The following is a 24732-nucleotide window of genomic DNA, read 5'->3' on the forward strand; positions in this document are numbered from 1 at the left end:
CGTTCGCGGGCCGCTCGTGATGGGGGTCGTGAACGTCACCCCCGACTCGTTCAGCGACGGCGGGCGCTGGTTCGACGCCGACGCCGCGATCGCGCACGCGCTCGAGCTCTCCGCGGCCGGCGCGGACCTGCTCGACGTCGGCGGCGAGTCCACCCGGCCGGGCGCGGCCCGGGTCGACCCCGAGGAGGAGCTGCGCCGCGTCATCCCGGTCATCCGCGACCTCGCGGGCCGCGGCCTCCGCGTGAGCGTCGACACGATGCGCGCCGCCACGGCGGCGGCCGCCGTCGAGGCGGGCGCCGAGATCATCAACGACGTGTCGGCGGGCCTCGCCGACGCCGAGATGGCGCGGATCGCCGCGGACTCCGGCGCCACGTACGTCGCGATGCACTGGCGCGGTCACTCGGATCGGATGGACGAGCTCACCCGATACGACGACGTGGCACGCGACGTGCGGGACGAGCTCGCGCGTCGCGTCGACGACCTGCTCGCGGCTGGTGTCGCACCGGAGCGGCTCATCCTCGACCCCGGGCTCGGGTTCTCCAAGCGCGCGGAGCAGAACTGGGAGCTGCTGGCCAACCTCGACGTGCTCGCCGAGCTCGGCTACCCGCTGCTCGTCGGCGCCTCGCGCAAGCGGTTCCTCGGTGCCTTGCTGCCCCACGACGCTCCGGTCGAGGACCGGGACCTGCCCACCGCGGTGGTGAGCGTGCTCGCGGCGCAGGCCGGGGCGTGGGGCGTCCGCGTGCACGACGTCGCCGGCACCCGCGTCGCGCTCGACGTGGTCGGCGCATGGCAGAGTGGACGCCGTGGGCAGCACACGTGATCGGATCTCCGTGACCGGCATCCGCGTGCGGGCGCATCACGGCGTCTTCGACTTCGAGCGCGAACAGGGTCAGGACTTCGTGGTCGACGTGTCGGTCGCGGTCGACCTGGCGCGCGCGGCATCCGGAGACGAGCTCGCGCGCACCGTCCACTACGGCGAGCTCGCCGAGGCGGTCGCCCGTGCGGTCGAGCGAGACCCGGTCGACCTCATCGAGACCGTGGCCGAGCGCGTCGCGGGGGTCGCGCTGGGCTTCGAGGGCGTCGAGGAGGCCACGGTCACGGTGCACAAGCCACAGGCGCCGATCGAGGTGCCCTTCGACGACGTGTCCGTGACCGTCGTGCGGAGCCGCGCATGACCCGGGCCGTCATCGCCGTCGGGGCCAACCTCGGCGACCGCGAGGAGACCATCGCCGCGGCGGCGAGGGCCATCGCCGACGCCGACGGCGTCGAGCTCGTGGCCGTCTCGCCGCTCTACGAGACTCCCGCGGTGCGCACGGACGGCGTCGATCCCGACGCGCCGCGCTACCTCAACGGGGTGCTGCTCGTCGAGACCTCGCTCGCGCCGACGGCGCTGCTCGACCTCCTGCAGCGCATCGAGGACGCGCACGGACGCACGCGCGAGACGCGCTGGGGCGACCGCACGCTCGACCTCGACCTCATCGACCACGGCGGCGTGCGTCTCGCCGACGAGCGGCTCGAGCTGCCGCATCCGCGCGCGTGGCAGCGCGCGTTCGTGCTCCAGCCGTGGCTCGACGTCGACCCCGACGCCGAGATCCCCGGGCGGGGACGGGTCGACGCGCTCCGCGCCGCGGCACGAGACGAGGTGGTCCGCCGGTGAACCGCACGCACGCCTCGACCCTGGTCGCGTTCGCGGTGGGCGGCCTGGCGGTGGGCTACCTCGGCGAGCTCGCACTCGTCTCAGGGGGCGCCGCGGCACTCGTGCCGCCGTTCTCGCTCGCGCTCACGCTCGTCGGCCTCGGCGTCATCGTGGTCCTCGTCGCCTGGCCCATCCGCCAGGCCGTGCGGGGCGAGCGCCGCGGTCGCCTCGACCCGTTCCGCGCGGCCCGCGTGGCGGTCCTCGCGAAGGCCAGCAGCATCACCGGCGCGCTGGTGCTCGGCGCGGGGGTCGGCATCACGCTGTTCCTGCTGACCCGCAGCGTGCTCCCGCCGGCGGCCACCACGTGGATGGCGGTCGCGACCGCGATCGGCGCCGCGCTCCTGCTCGCGGGCGGCCTCGTCGCCGAGGCCTTCTGCACGCTCCCGCCCGACGACCCCGACGAAGAGGAGGGCCCGGCCCATGCCTGACCCGGAGCACGACGCCCCCGCACCGGAGGCGGCCGCTGCAGCCACCGCTCCGGCGCCGCAGCCGACGCCGGCCGAGGCCGAGGTCGAGGCCGCGCCGACCGCGTCCCTCGACGACGACTGGCAGCGGGTCTCACCGAAGCACGTGGTCGTCGAGGTCGTCGGCTCGGTGATCGGCAGCGGGATCACGGTCGCGGTGCTCCTCGTGGTCGGAGCGTGGCTCGGGTTCGCCTGGGCGACCTGGGCGGCCGCCGCCGTCGCGGTCATCGCGCTCGTGGCCATCGCGTTCGAGCCGCGGCGCGTCCGCTCGATCGGCTACCGCCGGCGCGCCGACGACCTCGTCTTCCGTCGCGGGATCATGTTCCAGCGTCAGGTCGCGGTGCCGTACGGGCGCATGCAGCTGGTCGACATCACCCGCGGTCCGGTCTCGCGCGCGCTCGGCCTCGCCGACCTGAAGTTCGTCACCGCCGCCGCCGCGACGGCCGTGACCCTGCCCGGGCTGCCGCTCGACGACGCGGAGCGGCTGCGCGACGAACTCGTGGCGCTCGCCGAGACGCGGCGGGCGGGACTGTGACGGCTCCCGGCACCCGCCCGCAGGTCGGCCCGCTGGCCGACGGCGAGTGGCACCGACTGCACCCGGCGAGCCCGCTGCTGCGCGGCGGCCTGGTGCTGATCGCCGTGCTCGGCTTCCTCATCGCGAACCTCCGCGAACGGGTCGTCGAGCTGTTCCTGCTGTTCTTCGCGCCCGGTGCGGACCGCTCGGCCGGGCCGGACTTCTCGGGCGAGTTCTCCGACGACCCGGTGTCGGGCCTCATCGAGACGGGACTCGTCGGCTGGGCGCTCCTGGTCCTGGCCGTGGTCCTCGTCCTCGTGATCCTCGGGTTCTGGTTCTCGTGGCGCATGCACACGTTCCGCGTCACCGGCGAGGCGCTCGAGGTCCGCAGCGGCATCGTCTTCCGGTCGCACCGCAGCGCGCGGCTGGATCGCGTCCAGGGCATCAACATCGCCCGACCGGTGTTCGCACGGCTGTTCGGAGCGGCGAAGCTCGAGGTGTCGGTCGCGGGGCAGTCCGGCAACGTCGAGCTCTCCTACCTCGGCTCGGCGCCGGCGGATCGCCTGCGGGCCGACCTGCTCCGCCTGGCCTCGGGTGCGCGCCGCGCCGACGGACCGCCCGCCGCGGCCGACGACCTGACCGACGCCGCCCCGCAGGCGGGCTCGACCGAGGCCTCGGCGGGTCGCGCCCCCGGACTCGTCGGCCGCCGGGTCGACGACTTCCTCGCGCCCGAACTCGATCCGGGCCTCGCGCCGCCCGAATCCGTCGTGCACATCCCGCTCGGGCGGGTGATCGGGTCGGCGCTGCTCGGCGGCTCCATGATCTGGTTCGTGGCCGTGGTCGTCGCGATCGTCGTCGGCGTCTCGACCGGCTCGCTGTGGGTGCTCTTCACGTTCGTGCCCGCCGCGATCGGTGTCGTGAGCTACCTGTGGTCGAGGATCACCACCTCCCTCCGCTACACGATCGCCGGCACGCCCGACGGGGTCCGCATCGGCTCCGGGCTGCTCTCGACGGCCAACCAGACCATCCCGCCCGGTCGGGTGCACGCCATCGAGGCGTCGCAGTGGCTGCTCTGGCGCGCGTTCGACTGGTGGACGGTCCGCGTGAACGTGGCCGGGCAGTCGGTCGGACCGAACGGCGACGCCGCGCGGCGCACCGTGGTGCTGCCGGTCGGCACCTCCGACGACGTGCGACGCGTGATCGGCCTGCTCGCTCCCGACGCCCGAGGGCCGCTCGGCGACGTGCTCGGGGCCGGACTCACCGGCCGGGGCGACGAGGGCGGCTTCCAGCCCGCGCCGCGTCGCGCGGCGTGGATCCGGCCGTTCTCGTGGCGACGCATCGGCGTGGCGCTCGTCGACGGGCACGCGGTGATCCGACGCGGCTGGCTGCTGCGCAACCTCGCGCTCGTCCCGCTCGCGCGCATGCAGTCCGTCGCCGTCGCCTCAGGACCGGTGCGGCGCGCGCTCGGGCTCGCGGCGCTCCGCATCCACACCGTGGCGGGCCCGGTGACGCCGGAGGTGCCGGCGCTGGAGCGCGAGGCCGCCGACGACGCGTTCGCGCGCATCGCCGCGGAGGCGGTCGACCGGGCGCTGCGCGACGGCGGCGACCGCTGGGGGGTGTCGCATGCGGCCTGAGCAGCGCGCGGGGCGCCTCGGCGTCGGCACGGTCGGCGCCGGCCGGGTGGGCGCCGTGCTCGCCTCCGCCCTCGCGGGCGCCGGGCACGCGCTGACCGGCATCTCCGCCGTGTCGGACGCGAGCCGGGAACGCGCCGCCGCCATGCTCCCCGACCTGCCCGTGCTCGCCGTGCCCGAGATCGTCGAGCGCAGCGAGCTGGTGCTCCTCGCCGTGCCGGGCGACGAGCTCGACGGACTCGTCGAGGGGCTCGCCGCGGCAGGCGCCTGGCGCCCCGGCCAGCTCGTCGTGCACACCTCGGCGCGCCGGGGGGTGGGCGTGCTCGAACCCGCGATGCGCGCCGGCGCCATCCCGCTCGCCATCCATCCCGCCATGTCGTTCACGGGAACGAGCCTCGACCTGCCGAGGCTGGCCGGCACGTGGTTCGCGGTGACGGCGCCGGCGCCCGTGCTGCCCATCGGCCAGGCGCTCGTCGTCGAGATGGGCGGGGAGCCGTTCGTCGTCGACGAGGCGGACCGAGCCGCGTACGCGGAGGCCGTCGACACGGCGGTCTCGTTCTCGAGTGCGATCGTCGACCAGGCCACCGGCATCCTCGAGCGGATCGGGATGCCACGGGCGGGGGCCGTGCTCGCGCCGCTCGTCCGCAGCGCGGTGGAGAACGCGCTCGCGCGGCACGACCCGGGGCCGGGCATCGACGGGGCGGCTACGATCGACGGGGCCGACGACGATCGGCCGTCGGGAGGGATGCGGTGACGGGCGACGAGCAGCGGAGGCCGCGCACGACGACGGCGCCCGCGGTGCACCGCACGATCCCGGGCATCCGCGGGGCCGTGCGCGACGCGCGATCCGCGGGGCGCTCGGTCGCCTTCGTGCCGACCATGGGCGCCCTCCACGAGGGGCATCTCGCACTCGTGCGCCGCGCCCGCGAGGTGGCCGACACGGTCATCGTGTCGATCTTCGTCAATCCGCTCCAGTTCGGCGCGGGCGAGGACCTCGACCGCTACCCTCGGACGCTCGACCGCGACGTCGACGCGCTCGCGGCGGAGGGCGTCGACCACGTGTTCGCCCCCGCGGTCGAGGAGATGTACCCCGACGGCGAGGGGACGACCTGCGTGACGGCCGGCCGCGTCGGTGCGCTCTACGAGGGCGCCTCCCGCCCCGGCCACTTCGACGGCATGCTCACCGTGGTCGCGAAGCTCTTCCACATCGTCCAGCCCGACCGCGCGGTGTTCGGGCAGAAGGACGCGCAGCAGGTCTTCCTCGTCCGGCGCATGGTCGCCGACCTCGACGTGCCGCTCGAGGTCGAGGTCGTCCCGACCGTGCGCGAGCCCGACGGGCTCGCGATGTCGAGCCGGAACCGCTACCTCGGCGACGATGCCAGGCGCACCGCCCTCGCGCTCTCCGAGTCGCTGGCGGCCGCCGAGGCCGCGGCGGCGGAGGGGCTCGACGAGGTGCTGGCCGAGGCGGCGGCCGCCTTCGGCGACCACGACGGCATCGAGCTCGACTACCTCGTCGTGGTCGACCCGGTCACCTTCCTCCCCGTCGACGAGGGCGTCGCGGGCCCGGCGACCGTCCTCGTCGCGGCGCGCGTGGACGGCACGCGCCTCATCGACAACGCGGACATCGTGCTCGGCTGAGCCGCGGCGTCCCACCGTCCCTTCAGGTCGCCGCGCGGCGGCGGGATACGCTGGTTGGTGGCATCCGCTCGGATGCGCCTTCCCGTGAGACACCGATCCGGAGTAGCCATGGCCGACGAGACCACGCACGAGCCGACCGCCGAGGAGATCTCGGAGCAGAAGTCCGTGCGGCTGGCCAAGCGCGAGCGCCTGATCGAGACGGCCGACGACCTCGGCCAGGGCGCGTACCCGGTGTCGCTGCCGATCACCACGAGCATCCCGGAGGTGCGCGCGCGCTTCGTCGGCCTCGGCGTCGACGAGCGCAGCGGCGAGACCGTCGGCGTCTCGGGCCGCATCGTGCACCTGCGCAACACCGGGAAGCTCTGCTTCGCGGCGCTGCAGTCCGGTGACGGCAGCCGGATCCAGGCGATGGTCTCGCTCGCCGAGGTGGGTGAGGAGTCGCTCGCGGCGTGGAAGGAGCTCGTCGACCTGGGCGACCACGTCTTCGTCGCCGGCGAGGTCATCACGAGCCGCCGCGGCGAGCTGTCGATCATGGCCACCGAGTGGCGGATGGCGTCGAAGGCCATCAACCCGCTGCCGAACCTGCACAACGAGCTCTCCGAGGAGACGCGCGTGCGCAGCCGCTACCTGGACCTCATCGCGCGCGATCAGGCGCGCCGCAACGTGATCGACCGCGCGAAGGTCAACGCGAGCCTGCGCCGCACCTTCGGCGAGCTCGGCTTCGTGGAGGTCGAGACGCCGATGCTGCAGGTCATGCACGGCGGTGCCTCGGCGCGCCCGTTCGTGACGCACTCGAACGCGTTCGACACCGAGCTGTTCCTGCGCATCGCGCCGGAGCTGTACCTCAAGCGTGCGGTGGTCGGCGGCATCGAGCGCGTCTACGAGATCAACCGGAACTTCCGCAACGAGGGCGCGGACTCGACGCACAGCCCCGAGTTCGCGATGCTCGAGGCCTACCAGGCGTACGGCGACTACCACTCCATCGCCGACCTCACCCAGAAGCTCGTGCAGGATGCCGCGGAGGCCGTCTCGGGCTCGCACGTGGTCACCTGGGCCGACGGCACGGAGTTCGACCTCGGCGGCCAGTGGGACCGGGTGTCGATGTACGGCTCGCTCTCGGAGACGATCGGCGAGGAGATCACGCCCGAGACGCCGATGTCGCGGCTGAAGGAACTGGCCGACGCGGTCGAGGTCGAGATCGACCACCCGCTGCCCGGGAAGTACGTCGAGGAGCTCTGGGAGCACCACGTGAAGCCGGGCCTCGCGCGACCCACCTTCGTCATGGACTTCCCGCTCGACACCTCGCCGCTGGTGCGCCAGCACCGCACCATCCCCGGCGTCGTCGAGAAGTGGGACCTGTACGTCCGCGGGTTCGAGCTCGCGACGGGCTACTCGGAGCTCGTCGACCCCGTGGTGCAGCGCGAGCGCTTCGTCGAGCAGGCGCGCCTCGCGGCGGGCGGCGACCCCGAGGCGATGCGACTGGACGAGGAGTTCCTGCGGGCCCTCGAGTTCGGCATGCCGCCCACCGGCGGGATGGGCATGGGCATCGACCGGCTGCTCATGGCGGTCACGGGCCTCGGCATCCGCGAGACCATCCTGTTCCCGCTCGTGAAGTAGGAGGCGCGACATGGACGACTACCTGCCGAAGAAGGAACTCGAGCCCGAGCGCGACCCGCGCCGGCCCTCGTTCGCGCGCATCGCGATCTGGGTGATCGTCGGGGCCGTCGGCGTCTACCTGCTCGGATCGGGCATCTGGGGCATCGTCACGGGCGGATGAGCCCGAGACGGCGCGGAACCGAGCGATCCGCAGGTATTCTGGAACGGCTATGGACGATTTCTGGCTGAATGCGATCTGGTCGCTGACCCCGACCGTGCTGATCGGACTGATCTTCTGGTTCGTGATGCGATCGCTGCTGCGCGCTGATCGCACCGAACGCGACAGCTACGCCCGCATCGAGGCCGAGGAGCGCGCCAAGCTCGCCGACGAGCAGCGCAAGGCCGCCTAGTCGCGCATGACGAGCGCTCAGGTCGCGGCGATCATCGCCGGCGTGGCACTCCTCATCGACATCGTCGTGCGCATCGTCGCGATCATCGTGGTGCCGCGCAACCGCCGTCCCACGGCCGGCATGGCCTGGTTGCTCGCGATCTTCTTCATCCCCTACCTCGGCGTGCTGTTCTTCCTGCTCATCGGGAATCCGAAGCTGCCGAAGGCCCGGCGCGAGAAGCAGGCCGAGGTCGACCGCTTCATCCGCGAGAGCACGCACGGCGTCGAGAACACCACCGACAAGGCGGACTGGCCGGACTGGTTCGAGGGGGTCGTGACCCTGAACCGCAACCTCGGCGCCATGCCGCTGATCGGCCACAACAGCGCGCGGCTGATCGGCGACTACGAGGCCTCGCTCGACGCGATGGCCGACGCGATCGACCGCGCCACGCGGTACGTGCACGTCGAGTTCTACATCTTCGCCTACGACGACACGACCGCGCGCTTCGTCGACGCGCTCGGCGCGGCCGCCGCGCGCGGCGTCGAGGTGCGCGTGCTGCTCGACCACATCGCGTCGCGTCGCACCAAGGGCTACCGCCGCACGCTGCGTCGGCTCACCGAGATGGGCGTCTCGTGGCGGCTCATGCTCCCGGTGCTGCCGCTGCACGGCAAGTACCAGCGACCCGACCTGCGCAACCACCGGAAGATCCTCGTGGTCGACGGCGAGGTCGCGTTCATGGGATCGCAGAACATCATCGACCGCAGCTACAACAAGCGGTCGAACATCCGCCGCGGCCTGAAGTGGCAGGAGCTCGTGGCCGAGCTCGAGGGCCCGATCGTCTCGGGCCTCGACGCCATCTTCGCGACCGACTGGTACCTCGAGACGGGCGAGGCCCCCGCTCGCGACGAGCTCCTGCCCTTCGCCCAGCCGCCCGAGGAGCAGAACCTGGACTGCCAGGTCGTGCCGAGCGGGCCGGGATACCCGAACGAGAACAACCTCAAGCTCTTCCTCGCCCTGCTCTACGCGGCTCGGGAGCGGATCATCATCACCAGCCCGTACTTCGTGCCGGACGAGGCCATGCTCCGAGCCATCAGCGGGGCGACGCAGCGCGGCGTGCACGTCGAGCTGTTCGTCTCCGAGCTCGGCGACCAGGCCCTCGTGTACCACGCGCAGCGCTCCTACTACGAGGCGCTGCTCCGTGCGGGCGTGCGCATCTACATGTACAAGGCGCCGTACATCCTGCACGCCAAGCACTTCACGATCGACGACGACGTCGCCGTGATCGGCTCGAGCAACATGGACATCCGCTCGTTCGAACTGAACATGGAGGTCTCGCTCCTCGTGCGCGGGGCGCCGTTCGTGCGCGAGATGCGCGCCGTCGAGGACGGCTACCGGCGCGACAGCCGTGAGCTCGACCTCGACGAGTGGATGCGGCAGCCGCTCCGGTCCACCGTGCTCGACAACCTCGCGCGACTCACCTCGGCGCTGCAGTAGGCGTTCGGCATGACGGCGCCCGACCGCACCGGTCACCTCGCGGTCGGCGCCGCATGCGTGCTCACCGCGGTGCTCGCCGCGGCGGCGTGGTCGGCGCCGACGACGGGGACCGCCGGATGGGACCCGCGCGAGCGCGACCCGGCCCAGCCGGCGGTCGCTCCGACGCCTCCCGTGGCGATGCCGACGAGCTACCCGTGGCAGCCGGTGCTCGAGACCGTCGCCGACGACCCGACCGATGCCTCGATCGAGCGCGGCGCCATGCCCTACGACGAGATCGCGCCGCTGCTGAACCGCCTGACGGCGCGGAGCGACCGGGTCTCGGTGCAGGTCGTCGGGCGCTCCGGGGCGGGCCGCGACATCCACCTGGTCACGGTCACGGCGCCCGAGCGCGTCGCCGACACGCGGCACCAGGCCGACCTCCGCGACCTGATCGCGCACGATCCCGCCACCGCCGCGGCGAGCGACGCGCTGCTCGCGGAGTACAAGCTGCCGATCTGGGTGAACGCCAACATCCACGGCAACGAGTGGGAGGGCACCGACGCGGTGCTCGAGTACGTGGAGCACCTGGCCACCGCGCCGGACGCCGAGGTCGGCGACCTGCTCGAGCACGCGCGGCTCTACTTCACGGTCTCGAGCAACCCCGACGGACGCGTGCTCGGCGAGCGGGCCGGGGCCGACGGGCTGGACGTCAATCGAGACCTGATCACGGGGGCGACGGCTGAGGCGCGCCTCCTCCGCGACCTCGCCCGCGCCATCCGGCCGACCGTCTTCCTCGACCTGCACGGCTACACCGGGGTGCTCCAGGTCGAGCCGTGCGGTCCGCCGCACGGCGAGAACTCCGAGGTCGACCTGCTCCTGCCGCACGCCTACGCCGCCGCCCTCGAGATCGAGGAGGCGGTCGTCGCGTCGGACATCCCGGGCAACACGTACCTCGACCGGACGCTGAATCGCGTGACGACCGAGAACACCGGGAACATCCGCATCCCGTATCGCGACCTCCGGGTGGGGTGGGACGACTGGCCCCCCGTCTTCGCGGCGCAGTACGTCGCCCTCCAGGGCGCGATGACCAACACGGTCGAGCTCCCGCTCGGGCGGGTGGGCCCTCCCGGTGATCCGCGGAACGCGGCGAACGCCGCCGTCGACATCGAGGTGGCCGGGGTGGTCGTCGAGGCCGCGGTCGACTACGCCGCGGCGCACGCCGACGCGCTCGTCTCGAACCAGGTCGAGTTCCTCCGTCGCGGGTCGGCGGGCGAGCCGCTCGTCTCGGTCGCGGCCGACCTCGATCCGTCCGAGCTGCCCGAGCCGAACGAGTGGGCCGAGATCTGGGACGAGACCGACGCGTACGCGGCCGAGTTCCCCCGCGCGTACGTCATCCCCGCCGGCGCCGCCCAGCGCTCCGCGACGGACGCGGCGCGACTGGCCGACCAGCTGATCGCGCACGGCGTCGAGGTCCAGCGGTCCACCGCGGCGTTCACGGCGGCCGGCACGACGTACGAGGCCGGCTCGTACGTCGTCGACCTGCACCAGCCGCTGCGCGGCCTGGCGAACGCCCTGCTCGCGGACGGCTCCGACCTCTCCGACCGGGTGCGCGCCATGTACGACATCTCCGCGTGGAGCCTCGGACTCCTGTGGGGCGCCGACGTCGACGCGATCGGGGCGACCGGCGACCCGGCGCTCGTCGCGGACCTGACGCGCGTCATCGAGGCGGCCCCGACCGGCGCCGTGCCGTCCGGCTCGCCGTACCTCGAGCTCGCGACGGCCGGCGTCGCGGAGTACCGGGCGGTCAACGAGCTGCTCGATGCGGGCGTCGCCGTCTCCGCGTTCGCCGACGGGTCGGTCATCGTCCGCGCGGATGCCGCGGGGCGCGCGGCCGCGTCCGAGGTCGCCGACCGCCTCGGCGTGGCGTTCACGGCGTCGGACGGGTCGCGGCTGGCCGCGGAGGCGAGCTCGGGGCTCGCCGACCTCGTGGTCGCGTACTCGGGCGGCGGCGAGGACCTGGTGGCGCTCCGCGACCTGGGCTTCGGCGAGCCGATCGCGATCTCGGCCGCGTCGCTCGCTCGCGGGGGCGCGAGCCTCGCCGAGGTGGACGTCCTGTGGGTCGGCGGCGCCCTCGACTTCTCGTCCTCCCAGTCCGCCGGGCGTTCCGCGGTGGAGGACTACCTCGCCGGTGGCGGCGGGGTCGTGGGGGAGGGCACCGCGATCGCGAGCTTCGCGAACGGATTCGGCCTCGTGGACTCGACGGCGACCGCGGGACGCGGTGGATCCAACGGCATCGTCGCGGTCGACGCCGTCGAGGGCGGCCTGTTCGCTGCGCGTCCGCTCGGCACCGCGTTCGCCTCCCCGGCCGTCTGGTACACCGACCTGGGCGCGAACGCCGTGATCGAGCAGGCGTATGCGGACGACGACCCGTTGGTGTCGGGGCACTGGCGCGACTCGACGGGGCGATCGACGACGGATGCCGCGGGCCGTGCGTCGGCCGTCTCGGCCGAGACGGCGGCGGGCAACCGCGTGCTGATGTTCGGCACGTCGATGACCTTCCGCGCGCACCCGCGCGGGCAGTTCGGGCAGGTCGCGCGTGCACTGCTCTGGGCCGGGCCGGCGGGCACCGAGGTTCCCGCGCCCTAGCCCGTGCTTCCCACCGTGCGATGTGGGTTCCTGTGGGAAATTCTGCGTAATGCTTGCATTGTGTGAGATTGTCGAGCTAAACTCACACAACCGCAGGTGATCGAAGATCGGCAGGGAGGCCGCATGTACGCGACGGAGCGACACGAGCACATCCTCGAGGCCATCGCACGGACCGGGCGCGTCTCGGTCGCCGGGCTCGCCGACGCCCTCGACGTCACCGCGGAGACCATCCGCCGCGACCTCGACGCGCTCGAGCGGGCCGGCCACCTCCGCCGCGTCCACGGCGGCGCGGTGAGCACCTCCCGAGCCAGCCTCGCCGAGACCACGGTCCTCGAGCGCGCCGGGCAGCGCACCGATGCCAAGCGCGCCATCGCCGGCGAGGCGCTGGCCCTGGTCCCCCCGACCTTCCGCGGCTCGATCCTCCTCGATGCCGGCACGACGACCGGCGCGCTCGCCGAGGCCCTGGTCGGCTGGCGCCCCGAGCCGGGAACGCCGCCGCTCACGGTCTACACGAACTCGGTGCCGATCGCGGCGCTGCTCCACGGGAGCCCCGACCTCGTCGTCCGCATCGTCGGCGGCACCATCCGAGGCATCACCAGCGCGGTCGTGGGTCCCGCGGCCATCGCGCAGCTCGCGGAGATCCGGCCCGACATCGCCTTCATCGGCACCAACGGCGTCAGCGCGGAATTCGGTCTCTCGACGCCCGACGAGCTCGAGGCGCAGGTCAAGCAGGCCATGGTCGCCTGCGCGCGGCTCGCGGTCGTGCTCGTCGACTCGTCGAAGCACGACGACGAGGCGCTCCAGCGATTCGCCGCGCTCGACGAGGTGGACGTGCTCATCACGGATGCGTCGCCCGGCCCGGCGCTCGCCGTCGCGCTCGACGAGGCCGAGGTGGAGGTGCGGGTCGCATGATCGTCACGCTCACCGTCAACCCGTCGCTCGACCGGACCGTCGAGCTCGGCGCGGAACTCGAGCGCGGCGAGGTCCAGCGCGTCGACCGCAGCGTCGAGGAGCCCGGCGGCAAGGGCGTGAACGTCACCCGCGCCCTGGTCGCCGCCGGCGCGCCGTCCGTCGCGGTGCTCCCCGGGCGCACCGACGACCCGCTCGTCGCCGCACTCGCGCGCGTCGGCCTCCCCGTCGTCACGGTCCCGATCGCCGCCCGGCTCCGCTCGAACATCACGATCAGCGAGCCCGGCGGCGTGACCACGAAGCTCAACGAACCCGGCCCGGCGCTCGGCGACGCCGAGCAGCGCGCCCTGGTCGGCTCCGTGGTCGACCGGTCGGCGGACGCCTCGTGGCTCGTGCTCGCCGGGTCGCTCCCGCCGTCGCTGCCCGCCGACTTCTACGTGCGGGTCGTGCGCGAGGCGCGTGCCGCCGGCGTGCGAGCGAGGATCGCCGTCGACACCTCGGGCGCCCCGCTCGCGGCGCTCGTCGGGTCCGAGGTCGAGGTCGACCTCGTCAAGCCGAACGGCGAGGAGCTCGCCGAGCTCCTCGGCGAGCCCGATGCCGACGCGCTCGAAGCCGACCCCGAGCGGGTCGCCGAGCTGGCCGCGCGGCTCGCGCCCCGCGGCATCCGCTCGGCCCTGGTCACGCTCGGCGCCCACGGCGCCGTGCTCGCGACGGACGGGGGCGCCTGGTTCGCCCCCGCACCGCGCATCCACGCCCGCAGCACCGTCGGCGCGGGCGACAGCTCGCTTGCCGGCTACCTGCTGGCCACGACCGAAGGGGCGGTGCCCGAGCGGGCGCTCGCCCAGGCGGTCGCACACGGGGCGGCCGCGGCGTCGCTCCCCGGCTCGGCCGTCCCCACGAGGGAGCAGGCCGACGCCTCCGCCGTCACCGTCACCAGAATCCGGGGCGCCGTCGCCCCGGCCATCCACTAGGAGGAACCGATGTCCACCGTGATCGACCAGCGGCTCGTCACCCTCGACGAGCCACTCGGCGCCGACAAGGCCGCCGTCATCCGCGCCCTCGCCGACGCCGTCGTCGGCGCGGGCCGAGCCACCGACGCCGAGGCGCTCTTCGCCGACGCGTGGGCCCGTGAGGAGAAGGACTCCACCGGCGTCCCCGGCGGGATCGCCATCCCGCACGCGAAGTCCGACGCCGTGACCGAGCCGACGCTCGCCGCGGCACGGCTGCCCGAGGGGGTCGACTTCGGCTCCTTCGACGGACCCGCCGACCTCGTGTTCCTCATCGCGGTGCCGACCGCGTCGACGCAGGACCACCTCGCGGTGCTCTCCACGCTCGCGCGCTCGCTCATCGACGAGGGCTTCGTCGCCGCACTGCGGTCCGCCCCCGACGTGCCCGCGTTCGTCGCGCTCGTCGAGGGCGCGCTCGAGCCCAAGGAGGAGCCGGTCGCCGCGCCGGCCGCGGGAGCCGCCGGCGCCGCTGCGGCGTCCCCGGCCGTCGCGCCGGCCGCCGGATCCGCCTCGGCACCCGTGCTCATCGCGGTCACCGCGTGCCCGACCGGCATCGCGCACACGTACATGGCGGCCGACGCGCTCGCCGCCGCGGCGAAGAAGGCGGGCGTCGAGCTGCACGTCGAGACCCAGGGCTCATCCGGCTCGACGCCGCTCGCGCCCGACGTGATCGCCCGCGCCGACGCGGTGGTCTTCGCCGTCGACGTGGACGTGCGCGACAAGAGCCGGTTCGCCGGCAAGCCTGTGGTGCAGGGCCCCGTCAAGCGCGGCATCGACCACCCGGCGGAGATGATCGACGAGGCCGTGGCGGCCATCGGCGACCCGTCGGCACCGCGCGTCGCCGGCGAGGCGGGTGCGGCCGAGGCGGCGGCATCCGGCGGTGCGGCGAGCGAGCACTTCGGCCAGAAGATCAAGCGCGTGCTGCTCACCGGCGTCAGCTACATGATCCCGTTCGTCGCCGGCGGCGGCCTGCTCATCGCGCTCGGATTCCTGCTCGGCGGGTACGACATCACCGACAACGCGCAGGAGGTCGTGCTCGGCAACTCGCTGTGGAACCTCCCGGACGGGGGCCTTCTGGAGTACCTCGGCGCCGTGCTCTTCACGATCGGTGCGATCTCGATGGGCTTCCTCGTCCCGGCCCTCGCCGGGTACATCGCCTACGGCATCGCCGACCGGCCCGGCATCGCGCCCGGCTTCGTCGTCGGCTCCGTGTCGGTGCTCATCGGCGCGGGCTTCCTGGGCGGCCTCGTGGGCGGCCTCCTCGCCGGATGGATCGCGCTCGTCTTCGCACGGCTCGACGTGCCGCGCTGGCTGCGGGGCCTGATGCCGGTCGTGATCATCCCGCTCGTCGCCTCGATCGTGGCGTCCGGACTCATGATCGTCGTCTTCGGCGGGCCGATCGCGGCCCTCACGACCGCGCTCAACGACTGGCTGGCCGGCCTGTCCGGCGCGGGCGCCATCCTGCTCGGGCTGATCCTCGGCGCGATGATGGGCTTCGACCTCGGCGGGCCCGTCAACAAGGTCGCCTACGCGTTCGCGGTCGCCGGCCTCTCCGCCGGTTCGCTCGACAATCAGGCGCCCTGGGCGATCATGGCGGCCGTCATGGCCGCGGGCATGGTGCCGCCGCTCGCGATGGCGCTCGCCACGGTCCTCGACCGCAAGCTCTTCACCCCGGTGGAGCGCGAGAACGGCAAGGCCGCCTGGCTGCTGGGCGCCGCGTTCATCTCGGAGGGAGCGATCCCGTTCGCCGCGGCCGACCTGCTGCGCGTCATCCCGTCGACGATCATCGGCGGCGCGATCGCCGGCGCGATCTGCATGGGCATGGGCGTCACCTCGCAGGCGCCCCACGGCGGCATCTTCGTGTTCTTCGCGATCGGCAACCTGCTCTGGTTCGTGCTCGCGATCGTCGCGGGCTCGGTCGTCGGTGCCCTCGTGGTGATCGCGCTCAAGCGCTGGGCGCACCGCCGCACGATCCGCGAGGAGGTCGCGGAGGGCGAGCCCTCGATCGTCGCGGCCTGACCGAGCCCGCACTCGAGCGGCCGGCATCCACGTGGGTGCCGGCCGCTCGGCATGCGATGCGTCAGCGTCGCGGCTTCAGTCGCACGGTCGGCAGCTCCGGCGCCGGCAGGGGCGCGCCGTCGTAGCCGGCGACGGTGCCGAACAGCCCGTCGGGGTCGTTGCGGTCGATGACGTCGGACTGCCAACGGCGGCGGAACTCGACGATCTCGTCGTGCGTGCGGCCGATGAAGTTCCACCACATCACGAGCTCCTCGCCGAACGGGATGCCGCCGAGGAGGATGACCCGGACGGGCTCGGCGTCGGCCAGGAGGCGCAGCGCGGCCGGCCCGGGCTCGAGCACCGCGAGGTCGGACCACGCCACCTCGACCGGGGCGTCGGCCCCGGCGGGCTGCACCCGGACCGGCCCGGCGTCCACGAGGACGCCGTGCTCGAACGCGGGGTCGAGCGGGAGGTCGACGCTGCCGCCCGCGGGCAGGTCGACCTGGGCGCCGAGCAGCGGGGAGAAGACGGTGATCGGCGAGCCCGCGGCGTCCTCCGCGTCGCCGTCGCCGGCGAGCTCGCCCGCGAACACGCGGACGCTGGCGTCGCCGAGTGCGAACGGTTCGGTGTCGGCGTGCTCGAAGAACGGCGCGACGTCGCGGGAGCCCGCGGGGAGCGCGACCCAGAGCTGGACGCCGTGCAACCGCGTGGTGCCGGGCGTCGAGACCTCGGAGTGGGAGATGCCGCGACCGGCGGTCATGAGGTTGACCCCACCGGGCCGCACGAGTTCGTGGCTCCCGGTCGAGTCGCGGTGCTCGATCTCGCCCTCGAAGAGCCAGCTCACGGTCTGCAGCCCCGTGTGCGGGTGCGGCGGCACGACCATGCCGCCGGTGTCGGCGACCGCATCCGGGCCGTAGTGGTCGGCGAAGCACCACGCGCCGATCGTGGTCCGGCCGCGCTGGGGGAGCGTGCGGCGGACGGGCATCGCGCGCGGGCCGCCGAGCGGGACCTCCCGGTGGGGGAACACCTGGATCCCCGGCCCGCTGCCGTCCTCGGCGGGGCAGAGCAGTTCGACGGGATCGCGCTCCAGGTTGCTCATTCCCGCATCCTACGCACGTCCGATCCGACCGGGCCGGAGGTCCCACCGGCGCGAGTCGCCGCGTGGCAGCATGACGCGCATGACCTCGCACAGCGATGCCCGCAGCGTCCGCCGCCTCCTGCTCGCCGGTGCCGCGATCGCGTCGGCACTGCTGCTGACCGCCTGCAACCCCGGCTCCGGTGCGGTCGAGGACTTCCCCGGCCTGCCCGTCGAGGACGAAGCCACCGAGGCCGGCGGCGAGGAGACGGACCTCGGCGGCGGCACCGAGGAGGAGACCGACGAGGACGACGCGGTCGAGGTGCCCGAGCCGACCGGCGACGAACCGTACGTGCAGTACCTGGACGACGGCGGCCGCCTCGCGATCACGGTGTGGGGGTCGTCCACCTGCCCGATCGTGCTGACCGGGCTGACGGTGACCGCCGAGGCCGGCGAGGGCAACGCGGTCGAGGCGGCGCTGCCCGAGGAGGATGCCGAGCCGCGCCCCTGCACGGCCGACTACGTGCCGCACACCACCGTGTTCTGGACGCCCGTCGACGTGACCACCACCGAGCCGCTGCAGGTCACGGTCGGCGACGCGGTCGTGACGGTGCCGATCAAGTAGGCCGCAGGGCCGACGCGGTCGCCGCTGTGCGAGGGGGCGCGGCCGCGGTCACTCCCGGTCGAGCGTGAGGTCGACGAAGAGCTCGCTCGCGACGCGCTCGAGGTCCTCGCGCACGTCGACGGGATCCCCGCCCGGGGGCACGCGCACCACGAGGTGCGCCTCGAACAGGCGCCCGCCCGCCATCGGCGCATCGCGCTGTCCGGTCGTGATCGTCTCGATGCTGAGCCCGTGGCGCGCGAGCACCGCCGAGACGTCGCGCACGATCCCGGGGTGGTCGTTGCCCAGCAGGTCGATCCGCAGGAGCGTCCACTCGTCGGGCACCTCGGCCGCCGCGGTACCGGGATGCGCCGCGACCTCGAGCAGGCCGTCGAGCTCGTGCAGGGCCGCGCGCAGGGCGCCTTCGCGCTCCGCGGGCACCTCGACGACGACGATGCCGGCGAACTGCCCGGCGAGCTCGGCCATCTGGCTGCGCTCCCAGTTGCCGCCGTGCTCGCCGATCACCTCCGCGAGCCGCTCGACGAGGCCGGCGCGGTCGTCTCCGATGACGGTCAGCACGAGTCTGGACATGCGTGCATCCAACCACGGGCGCTCGGGCGCGGTCGAGTCCGCGGCATCCGGCCGCCGCACTCGCCGCGGCACCGGCACCGGCGTCGGCGGGGTCACGACCGGCCGCCGGGTCACGGCGGGGTCACGGCCCGTGCGCCCATGGCGAACAGCGACCCGTCGCGCAGCCGCGGTCGTTACCGTGGATGTATCGACGCCCCTACCCGGCGTCGGTGAGGAGTTGAGATGTTCGAGAGATTCACCGACCGAGCCCGTCGTGTCGTCGTCCTGGCCCAGGAAGAGGCCAAGATGCTGAATCACAACTACATCGGCACCGAGCACATCCTGCTCGGCCTCATCCACGAGGGTGAGGGCGTGGCCGCGAAGGCGCTCGAGTCGCTGGGGATCTCCCTCGATGCCGTTCGCGAGCAGGTGCAGGACATCATCGGGCAGGGCCAGCAGCAGCCGACCGGGCACATCCCGTTCACCCCGCGCGCCAAGAAGGTGCTCGAGCTGTCGCTCCGCGAGGCGCTCCAGCTCGGCCACAACTACATCGGCACCGAGCACATCCTCCTCGGCCTCATCCGCGAGGGCGAGGGCGTCGCCGCCCAGGTGCTCGTGAAGCTCGGCGCCGACCTCAACCGCGTGCGCCAGCAGGTCATCCAGCTCCTCTCCGGCTACCAGGGCAAGGAGCAGGTCCAGGTCGGCGCGAACGAGCAGCAGCAGCCGCAGGGCGGCTCGCAGATCCTCGACCAGTTCGGCCGCAACCTCACGCAGGCCGCGCGCGAGTCGAAGCTCGACCCGGTCATCGGCCGCGAGAAGGAGATCGAGCGGGTCATGCAGATCCTCTCGCGCCGCTCCAAGAACAACCCCGTGCTCATCGGCGAGCCCGGCGTCGGCAAGACGGCCGTCGTCGAGGGCCTCGCGCAGGCGATCGTCAAGGGCGAGGTCCCCGAGACGCTGAAGGACAAGCAGCTCTACTCGCTCGACCTCGGCTCGCTCATCGCCGGCTCGCGCTACCGCGGCGACTTCGAGGAGCGCCTCAAGAAGGTCACCAAGGAGATCCGCACGCGCGGCGACATCATCGTCTTCATCGACGAGATCCACACCCTCGTCGGTGCGGGCGCCGCCGAGGGCGCCATCGACGCCGCGTCCATCCTGAAGCCGCTGCTCGCGCGCGGCGAGCTCCAGACCATCGGCGCGACCACGCTCGACGAGTACCGCAAGCACTTCGAGAAGGACGCCGCGCTCGAGCGCCGCTTCCAGCCGATCCAGGTGGCCGAGCCGTCGCTGCCGCACGCGATCAACATCCTCAAGGGCCTCCGCGACCGCTACGAGGCGCACCACAAGGTCTCGATCACCGATGGCGCGATCGTCGCGGCCGCGAACCTCGCCGACCGCTACATCAGCGACCGGTTCCTCCCGGACAAGGCCATCGACCTGATCGACGAGGCCGGCGCGCGCCTGCGCCTGTCGATCCTGTCGTCGCCGCCCGAGCTGCGCGAGTTCGACGAGAAGATCGCGACCGTGCGCGGCGCCAAGGAGACCGCGATCGAGGAGCAGGACTTCGAGAAGGCCGCGTCGCTGCGCGACGAGGAGAAGAACCTGCTCGGCGAGCGGCTGCGGCTCGAGAAGCAGTGGAAGTCGGGCGAGGTCAAGACGACCGCGGTCGTCGACGAGGGCCTGATCGCCGAGGTGCTCGCGCAGGCCACCGGCATCCCCGTCTTCAAGCTCACCGAGGAGGAGAGCTCGCGCCTGGTCTTCATGGAGAAGGCGCTGCACGAGCGCGTCATCGGCCAGGAGGAGGCGATCGCCGCCCTCTCGAAGACGATCCGCCGCACGCGTGCGGGCCTGAAGGACCCGAAGCGTCCCTCGGGGTCGTTCATCTTCGCCGGCCCCACCGGCGTCGGCAAGACCGAGCTGGCCAAGGCGCTCGCCGAGTTCCTCTTCGACGACGAGTCGGCGATGATCTCGCTCGACATGTCGGAGTACGGCGAGAAGCACACGGTCTCGCGCCTCTTCGGCGCCCCTCCCGGCTTCGTCGGCTTCGAGGAGGGCGGTCAGCTCACCGAGAAGGTGCGTCGCAAGCCGTTCTCGGTCGTGCTGTTCGACGAGATCGAGAAGGCCCACCCCGACATCTTCAACTCGCTCCTGCAGATCCTGGAGGAGGGTCGCCTCACCGACGGCCAGGGCCGGGTCGTGGACTTCAAGAACACCGTCATCATCATGACGACGAACCTCGGCACGAAGGACATCTCGGGCGGCCCGGTCGGCTTCCAGATCGAGGGCGACTCCCGCACGGGCTACGACCTCATGCGCGCGAAGGTGAACGAGGAGCTGAAGAAGCACTTCAAGCCCGAGTTCCTCAACCGCGTGGACGAGATCATCGTGTTCCCGCAGCTCACAAAGGAGGAGCTGCTGCAGATCGTCGACCTCTTCATCAAGCGCCTCGGCGAGCGGATGCTCGACCGCGACATGACCGTGGAGCTCACGCTCGCGGCCAAGGAACGGCTGATCGAGGTCGGGTTCGATCCGACGCTCGGTGCCCGCCCGCTCCGTCGCGCGGTGCAGCACGAGGTCGAGGACCGGCTCTCGGAGAAGATCCTGCACGGCGAGCTCAACTCGGGCGACCACGTGCACGTCGACTTCAAGGACGGCGAGTTCGTCTTCACGACCACCCAGCGGGCGCTCCCCGTGGGCGTCGGCGTGAACACGGGCGCGGCGCTCGGCACGGGCCCCGCGACGCCGGACCTCGCGGCCGGCCAGTAACGACGACCCACCCGACGGGGGCGGATGCCACGGCATCCGCCCCCGTCGTCGTCTCCGCACGCGGAGCGAGGCGCATACGATGAGCGGATGACGCAGCCCCCGTTCACCGTGCGCCGAGCGCGGACCCCCGACGTGCCGAAGATCGTCGAACTCGTGGAGCCGCTCGTCAGCCGTCGCATCCTGCTCGGGAAGGAGCGGGTGGACCTGTACGGCGCCCTGCAGGAGTTCCGGGTCGCGGAACGGCCCGACGGCGAGCTCGTCGGCTGCGGCGCCCTGCACGTGATGTGGGAGGACCTCGGCGAGGTCCGCACCCTCGCGGTGAGCGACGCCTGGCTCGGGCACGGCGTGGGGCATTCGCTCCTCGACGCGCTCGAGGCGGACGCGCGCGAGCTCGGCCTCAGTCGGCTGTTCTGCCTCACGTTCGAGGTCGGGTTCTTCGGGCGGCACGGATTCGAGGACATGGGCGGCGAGACGGTCGCCCCGGAGGTGTACGCCGAGCTCGTGCGCTCGCACGACGAGGGCGTCGCGGAGTTCCTCGACCTCGCCCGGGTGAAGCAGAACACGCTCGGCAACACCCGCATGCTGAAGATCCTCTGAGCGTTCCTCACGAGCCTGGGGGCGCGCCGCGGCGCCATCCGGGGACTGTCGTCCGCTCGCCGTAGCCTGTGGCCATGTCCACTGATCGTCCCGCACCCGGGCGCCTCCCCGCCTCCGTGTACCGGAGGCGACGGCTCATGGTCCTCCTGGGCCTGTTCGCCGTGATCGTCGCGATCGTCCTCGTCATCGTCCGTCCGGGCGCCAGTCAGGGCGAAGAGCCGGCGACGACGCCGAGCGCGACCCCGCCCGCCTCAGCGGCCGCCACGGACGCGCCGGCGACCGACGATCCCGAGACCGCGGAACCGGCCGAGCCGGCGGCCGACGGCGATCCCTGCCGGGCCGACCAGATCACGGTCGAGGCGATGACGGATGCGACGGTGTACGCCGCCGACGAGCGGCCGAAGCTGTCGGTGACGATCACCAACACCGGGTCGAACGCCTGCACGATCGATGTCGGCACGGCCGCGCAGGTCTTCACCATCACGAGCGGGAACGACACCTACTGGACCTCGACCGACTGCCAGGTCGACCCCGTCGGCGCGCAGGTCACGATCGCGCCGGGCGACCCGGTCTCCTCGAGCGAGCCCATCACCTGGGACCGCACGCGCTCCAGCTCCGAGACGTGCGGCGGTGAACGGTCGGCCGTGCCGGCCAGCGGTGCGTCCTACCACCTCGATGTGAGTGTCGACGGATTCGACTCGGTCCAGACGAAGCAGTTCCTGCTCTACTGAGGTCGTCTGGAGTCAGCGAGATGGAGCCGGAGATCTGGCAGCCGATCGTCCTCGCGTTGGCCGTTCCCACGCTGACGCTCCTGACGGCGATCGCTTCGAAGGACCGTGATCCGGCCATCTACCGCCGACTCCGACACAGTTCGGCCGCGCTGAAGGAGGCGCCGGAGGGGACCACCGCGCGATCGGAACTCGACGCCCTCGTCGCGGCTCAGGCCGTGAAGCTCCGTCGCCGCGAATCGGCGCGCCCGCGTCGGATCAAGTGGATGGACCTGGCGCTCGCCATCATCGCGTTCTGCGTCCTGGCTGCAGTCGTCTGGGGGATGATCGCCTGGACGCTCAGCGCCTGGGGCGGGCCATGGGCATGGGTCGCCCTGCCCGCGACGGTCGTGGTGGGAGCTGTGGGAGTGTTCATGACGACGGTCTTCTTCTCGGACATCGTCGCACCGGCGGAGGAGCTCGAATCGCACGCGGCGTCGTCGGCCGTGACAGGATCGACGGCCCCTGGGAAGGAGGTCTCCCGCACGGGGGAGTGAGCCTGCGAGCGGTCGATCCGCACGGGCGCATCCCCTCTCGGCCATGCGACCACGACATCGGTCGCTACGCTGGTGGGATGCCCGGATCGAAGCGTTCGAAGAAGCCCGCCGCGCCGGTGGAGTTCCGCTCGCAGGCCCTCGCGGAGGCGCTCGAGCGCCAGGACATGGCCGCCGTCGCGCTCGCACTCCGCAACGGCAACACCGTGGTGCCCCTCATCAAGCCCGGCCCGCGCGACCGGCCCCTCGACGGGGGCGAGGTGTGGACGTATCGCGACCCGAGCACCGGTGAGGTCGCGCTGCTGCTGTTCAGCGATGCGAAGCACAAGCCCGAGAACCTGCCGCCGGCCGTGGGCCTGCAGAGCCCAGCGTGGCTGAAGGGCTTCCTCGCCAGGTACGAGTCGACGATCACGACCGTGTTCCTCGATATCGCGGGCCCGCATCCGATGCAGGCCTCGCCGAGCGAGCTGCTCAAGGCCCTCGAGATCTGAGCCGGCGGCTCCGAGGGTTCTCGCCGCGAGTGACCCGACGCGCCGTCAGAACGCCGCGTCGAGCTCGCGCTCGCGACTCGTGTCGGACGCCATCATCGCGCGCTCCACGGCCGCGCGCACGCTGCCGAGCTCGTCGTCGAGCAGGGCCCGGTAGCCGAGCCGGCTCGCCTCCGAGGCGCGCTGCCGCGCGGACGCGACCGGTCGCACCTCGCCGGCGAGGCTGATCTCGCCGACCGCGGCCAGGTCGTGCGGCACGGCGCGATCGCGCATGGCGCTCGCGATCGCGATCGCGATCGCGAGGTCGGCGGCCGGCTCGACGAGGCGCACGCCGCCGACGGTCGAGACGTAGACATCGTGCTCGCCGAGCTGGCGCAGGCCCGCCCGACGCTCGAGCACCGCGATGATCATGGCCACGCGTGACGGATCGACGCCGTTGACCACCCGTCGCGGCTGCGGCGCCTTCGTGCCGACGACGAGCGCCTGGACCTCGACGGGCAGCGCCCGCCGCCCCTCGAGCGCGACGGTCACGCACGTGCCGCTCACCGCGTTGCGCGATCGGCTGAGGAAGAGCCCGGAGGGATCGGGCACCTCGGCGATGCCATCGCCGGTCATCTCGAAGCAGCCCACCTCGTCGGTCGGGCCGAAGCGGTTCTTCAGGGCTCGCACGAACCGCAGCGCGGTCTGGCGATCACCCTCGAACTGGCAGACGACGTCGACGAGGTGCTCGAGCAGGCGCGGGCCGGCGATCGTGCCGTCCTTCGTGACGTGGCCGACGAGCAGCACCGGCAGCTGCCGTTCCTTCGCGACGCGGATGAGCGTGGAGGCCACCTCGCGCACCTGGCTCGGCTGCCCCGGAAGGCCGTCGGAGAGGGCGCTGGAGACGGTCTGGACCGAGTCGACGATGAGCAGCTCGGGGGCGACCTGGTCGATCTGGCCGAGGATCGTCGCGAGGTCGGTCTCGGAGGCGAGGTAGAGCTCGTCGTGCAGGGCGCCCGTTCGACCCGCACGCAGCCGGACCTGGGCGGTCGACTCCTCGGCGCTCACGTAGAGCACGCGGCGGCCCGTCGCGGCGACGCGCGCAGCGACCTCGAGCAGCAGGGTGGACTTGCCGACGCCCGGCTCGCCGGAGAGCAGGATGGCGGCCCCCGCCACGACGCCGCCGCCGAGCACGCGATCGAACTCGCCGACCCCGCTCGGACGGTGCGCCGTGGATTCGGCCTCGACCTCGCGGATCGGTCGTGCGGCCCGCCCGGCCGACGGCGCGACCGGCTGGAGGCTCCGCACGATCCCGGTCTCGGTGCCGGCCTCGACCACGGTGCCCCACTGCTGGCACTCGGCGCACCGGCCGACCCACTTCACGGTGCTCCATCCGCATTCGGTGCAACGGAAGGCGGTGGTGGGTCTCGGCAT

The 24732-nt window shown here is 72.8% G+C and carries 25 protein-coding genes; 22 read left to right on the top strand and 3 right to left on the bottom strand.

The window, feature by feature from the left end; genetic code table 11:
* Positions 1-19 precede the first annotated feature (19 nt).
* The 16 genes from folP to ABME01_RS02010 all read left to right on the top strand — a co-directional run bounded on the left by folP (position 20) and on the right by ABME01_RS02010 (position 15982).
* Positions 20-820, top strand: a complete 801-nt coding sequence (folP, locus tag ABME01_RS01935; RefSeq protein ID WP_353826860.1) for a dihydropteroate synthase — start codon at positions 20-22, stop codon at positions 818-820.
* Positions 804-1175, top strand: coding sequence for a dihydroneopterin aldolase (folB, locus tag ABME01_RS01940; RefSeq protein ID WP_353826676.1), 372 nt, complete (start codon positions 804-806; stop codon positions 1173-1175). Before folP ends, folB begins: the two co-directional genes overlap by 17 nt.
* Complete coding sequence (gene folK / locus ABME01_RS01945; RefSeq protein ID WP_353826677.1) at positions 1172-1657, top strand: 2-amino-4-hydroxy-6-hydroxymethyldihydropteridine diphosphokinase; 486 nt, start codon at positions 1172-1174, stop codon at positions 1655-1657. The genes folB and folK overlap by 4 nt, the downstream gene beginning before the upstream one ends.
* Positions 1654-2124, top strand: coding sequence for a DUF3180 domain-containing protein (locus ABME01_RS01950; protein ID WP_353826678.1), 471 nt, complete (start codon positions 1654-1656; stop codon positions 2122-2124). Before folK ends, ABME01_RS01950 begins: the two co-directional genes overlap by 4 nt.
* Complete coding sequence (locus tag ABME01_RS01955) at positions 2117-2695, top strand: PH domain-containing protein (RefSeq protein ID WP_353826679.1); 579 nt, start codon at positions 2117-2119, stop codon at positions 2693-2695. Before ABME01_RS01950 ends, ABME01_RS01955 begins: the two co-directional genes overlap by 8 nt.
* Positions 2692-4308, top strand: a complete 1617-nt coding sequence (locus ABME01_RS01960) for a PH domain-containing protein (RefSeq protein ID WP_353826680.1) — start codon at positions 2692-2694, stop codon at positions 4306-4308. Before ABME01_RS01955 ends, ABME01_RS01960 begins: the two co-directional genes overlap by 4 nt.
* Positions 4298-5059, top strand: a complete 762-nt coding sequence (locus ABME01_RS01965; protein ID WP_353826681.1) for a Rossmann-like and DUF2520 domain-containing protein — start codon at positions 4298-4300, stop codon at positions 5057-5059. The genes ABME01_RS01960 and ABME01_RS01965 overlap by 11 nt, the downstream gene beginning before the upstream one ends.
* Positions 5056-5943 carry a pantoate--beta-alanine ligase gene (panC, locus tag ABME01_RS01970; protein WP_436407382.1) on the top strand — a complete coding sequence of 296 codons (888 nt, stop codon included), beginning with the start codon at positions 5056-5058 and terminating at the stop codon, positions 5941-5943. Before ABME01_RS01965 ends, panC begins: the two co-directional genes overlap by 4 nt.
* A gap of 108 nt (positions 5944-6051) precedes the next feature.
* Complete coding sequence (lysS, locus tag ABME01_RS01975) at positions 6052-7560, top strand: lysine--tRNA ligase (protein WP_353826682.1); 1509 nt, start codon at positions 6052-6054, stop codon at positions 7558-7560.
* Positions 7561-7570: 10 nt separating this feature from the next.
* Positions 7571-7720, top strand: coding sequence for a hypothetical protein (locus ABME01_RS01980; protein ID WP_353826683.1), 150 nt, complete (start codon positions 7571-7573; stop codon positions 7718-7720).
* A gap of 49 nt (positions 7721-7769) precedes the next feature.
* A complete protein-coding gene (locus tag ABME01_RS01985; protein WP_353826684.1) occupies positions 7770-7949 on the top strand; it encodes a hypothetical protein in 180 nt (59 codons plus the stop codon).
* Between the two features lie 6 nt (positions 7950-7955).
* Positions 7956-9422 (top strand): cardiolipin synthase, encoded by a 1467-nt coding sequence (gene cls / locus ABME01_RS01990; protein WP_353826685.1) that lies wholly within the window; start codon positions 7956-7958, stop codon positions 9420-9422.
* A gap of 9 nt (positions 9423-9431) precedes the next feature.
* A complete protein-coding gene (locus tag ABME01_RS01995) occupies positions 9432-12047 on the top strand; it encodes a M14 family zinc carboxypeptidase (protein ID WP_353826686.1) in 2616 nt (871 codons plus the stop codon).
* A 123-nt stretch (positions 12048-12170) separates the two neighbouring features.
* Positions 12171-12959, top strand: a complete 789-nt coding sequence (locus ABME01_RS02000) for a DeoR/GlpR family DNA-binding transcription regulator (RefSeq protein WP_353826687.1) — start codon at positions 12171-12173, stop codon at positions 12957-12959.
* A complete protein-coding gene (locus ABME01_RS02005; protein ID WP_353826688.1) occupies positions 12956-13927 on the top strand; it encodes a 1-phosphofructokinase family hexose kinase in 972 nt (323 codons plus the stop codon). The genes ABME01_RS02000 and ABME01_RS02005 overlap by 4 nt, the downstream gene beginning before the upstream one ends.
* Before the next feature lie 9 nt (positions 13928-13936).
* A complete protein-coding gene (locus ABME01_RS02010) occupies positions 13937-15982 on the top strand; it encodes a PTS fructose transporter subunit IIABC (RefSeq protein WP_353826690.1) in 2046 nt (681 codons plus the stop codon).
* A 61-nt stretch (positions 15983-16043) separates the two neighbouring features.
* Here ABME01_RS02010 and ABME01_RS02015 read toward each other — a convergent pair whose 3' ends face one another.
* Positions 16044-17060, bottom strand: a complete 1017-nt coding sequence (locus ABME01_RS02015; RefSeq protein ID WP_353826691.1) for a pirin family protein — start codon at positions 17058-17060, stop codon at positions 16044-16046.
* A gap of 79 nt (positions 17061-17139) precedes the next feature.
* Here ABME01_RS02015 and ABME01_RS02020 point away from each other — a divergent pair, with 79 nt between their 5' ends.
* Entirely contained in the window at positions 17140-17661 is a 522-nt protein-coding gene (locus ABME01_RS02020; protein WP_353826692.1) for a hypothetical protein, read from the top strand.
* 48 nt (positions 17662-17709) lie between these two features.
* On the opposite strand, the gene ABME01_RS02025 is transcribed toward ABME01_RS02020, so the two are convergent.
* On the bottom strand, positions 17710-18228 hold the full coding sequence (locus ABME01_RS02025; protein WP_353826693.1) for a glycine cleavage system transcriptional repressor: 519 nt from the start codon (positions 18226-18228) through the stop codon (positions 17710-17712).
* A gap of 222 nt (positions 18229-18450) precedes the next feature.
* Here ABME01_RS02025 and ABME01_RS02030 point away from each other — a divergent pair, with 222 nt between their 5' ends.
* The 5 genes from ABME01_RS02030 to ABME01_RS02050 all read left to right on the top strand — a co-directional run bounded on the left by ABME01_RS02030 (position 18451) and on the right by ABME01_RS02050 (position 23322).
* A complete protein-coding gene (locus tag ABME01_RS02030; protein WP_353826694.1) occupies positions 18451-20973 on the top strand; it encodes an ATP-dependent Clp protease ATP-binding subunit in 2523 nt (840 codons plus the stop codon).
* 87 nt (positions 20974-21060) lie between these two features.
* Positions 21061-21570 carry an amino-acid N-acetyltransferase gene (locus ABME01_RS02035; protein WP_353826695.1) on the top strand — a complete coding sequence of 170 codons (510 nt, stop codon included), beginning with the start codon at positions 21061-21063 and terminating at the stop codon, positions 21568-21570.
* A 74-nt stretch (positions 21571-21644) separates the two neighbouring features.
* A complete protein-coding gene (locus ABME01_RS02040; protein ID WP_353826696.1) occupies positions 21645-22301 on the top strand; it encodes a hypothetical protein in 657 nt (218 codons plus the stop codon).
* A 20-nt stretch (positions 22302-22321) separates the two neighbouring features.
* On the top strand, positions 22322-22834 hold the full coding sequence (locus tag ABME01_RS02045) for a hypothetical protein (RefSeq protein ID WP_353826697.1): 513 nt from the start codon (positions 22322-22324) through the stop codon (positions 22832-22834).
* 77 nt (positions 22835-22911) lie between these two features.
* Positions 22912-23322, top strand: a complete 411-nt coding sequence (locus ABME01_RS02050; RefSeq protein ID WP_353826698.1) for a dehydrogenase — start codon at positions 22912-22914, stop codon at positions 23320-23322.
* Between the two features lie 45 nt (positions 23323-23367).
* Here ABME01_RS02050 and radA read toward each other — a convergent pair whose 3' ends face one another.
* Entirely contained in the window at positions 23368-24732 is a 1365-nt protein-coding gene (gene radA / locus ABME01_RS02055) for a DNA repair protein RadA (RefSeq protein ID WP_353826699.1), read from the bottom strand.

It is taken from the genome of Agromyces litoreus (assembly GCF_040496015.1).
Taxonomy (GTDB): Bacteria; Actinomycetota; Actinomycetes; order Actinomycetales; family Microbacteriaceae; genus Agromyces; species Agromyces litoreus.

Bases quoted from the DNA above. Each gene is read 5' to 3' on its own strand.
- folP (WP_353826860.1), top strand. From the start codon at position 20: ATGGGGGTCGTGAACGTCACCCCCGACTCGTTCAGCGACGGCGGGCGC.
- folK (WP_353826677.1), top strand. From the start codon at position 1,172: ATGACCCGGGCCGTCATCGCCGTCGGGGCCAACCTCGGCGACCGCGAG.
- ABME01_RS01955 (WP_353826679.1), top strand. From the start codon at position 2,117: ATGCCTGACCCGGAGCACGACGCCCCCGCACCGGAGGCGGCCGCTGCA.
- ABME01_RS01965 (WP_353826681.1), top strand. From the start codon at position 4,298: ATGCGGCCTGAGCAGCGCGCGGGGCGCCTCGGCGTCGGCACGGTCGGC.
- lysS (WP_353826682.1), top strand. From the start codon at position 6,052: ATGGCCGACGAGACCACGCACGAGCCGACCGCCGAGGAGATCTCGGAG.
- ABME01_RS01980 (WP_353826683.1), top strand. From the start codon at position 7,571: ATGGACGACTACCTGCCGAAGAAGGAACTCGAGCCCGAGCGCGACCCG.
- ABME01_RS01985 (WP_353826684.1), top strand. From the start codon at position 7,770: ATGGACGATTTCTGGCTGAATGCGATCTGGTCGCTGACCCCGACCGTG.
- cls (WP_353826685.1), top strand. From the start codon at position 7,956: ATGACGAGCGCTCAGGTCGCGGCGATCATCGCCGGCGTGGCACTCCTC.
- ABME01_RS01995 (WP_353826686.1), top strand. From the start codon at position 9,432: ATGACGGCGCCCGACCGCACCGGTCACCTCGCGGTCGGCGCCGCATGC.
- ABME01_RS02000 (WP_353826687.1), top strand. From the start codon at position 12,171: ATGTACGCGACGGAGCGACACGAGCACATCCTCGAGGCCATCGCACGG.
- ABME01_RS02005 (WP_353826688.1), top strand. From the start codon at position 12,956: ATGATCGTCACGCTCACCGTCAACCCGTCGCTCGACCGGACCGTCGAG.
- ABME01_RS02010 (WP_353826690.1), top strand. From the start codon at position 13,937: ATGTCCACCGTGATCGACCAGCGGCTCGTCACCCTCGACGAGCCACTC.
- ABME01_RS02015 (WP_353826691.1), bottom strand. From the start codon at position 17,060: ATGAGCAACCTGGAGCGCGATCCCGTCGAACTGCTCTGCCCCGCCGAG.
- ABME01_RS02020 (WP_353826692.1), top strand. From the start codon at position 17,140: ATGACCTCGCACAGCGATGCCCGCAGCGTCCGCCGCCTCCTGCTCGCC.
- ABME01_RS02025 (WP_353826693.1), bottom strand. From the start codon at position 18,228: ATGTCCAGACTCGTGCTGACCGTCATCGGAGACGACCGCGCCGGCCTC.
- ABME01_RS02030 (WP_353826694.1), top strand. From the start codon at position 18,451: ATGTTCGAGAGATTCACCGACCGAGCCCGTCGTGTCGTCGTCCTGGCC.
- ABME01_RS02035 (WP_353826695.1), top strand. From the start codon at position 21,061: ATGACGCAGCCCCCGTTCACCGTGCGCCGAGCGCGGACCCCCGACGTG.
- ABME01_RS02040 (WP_353826696.1), top strand. From the start codon at position 21,645: ATGTCCACTGATCGTCCCGCACCCGGGCGCCTCCCCGCCTCCGTGTAC.
- ABME01_RS02045 (WP_353826697.1), top strand. From the start codon at position 22,322: ATGGAGCCGGAGATCTGGCAGCCGATCGTCCTCGCGTTGGCCGTTCCC.
- ABME01_RS02050 (WP_353826698.1), top strand. From the start codon at position 22,912: ATGCCCGGATCGAAGCGTTCGAAGAAGCCCGCCGCGCCGGTGGAGTTC.
- radA (WP_353826699.1), bottom strand. From the start codon at position 24,732: ATGCCGAGACCCACCACCGCCTTCCGTTGCACCGAATGCGGATGGAGC.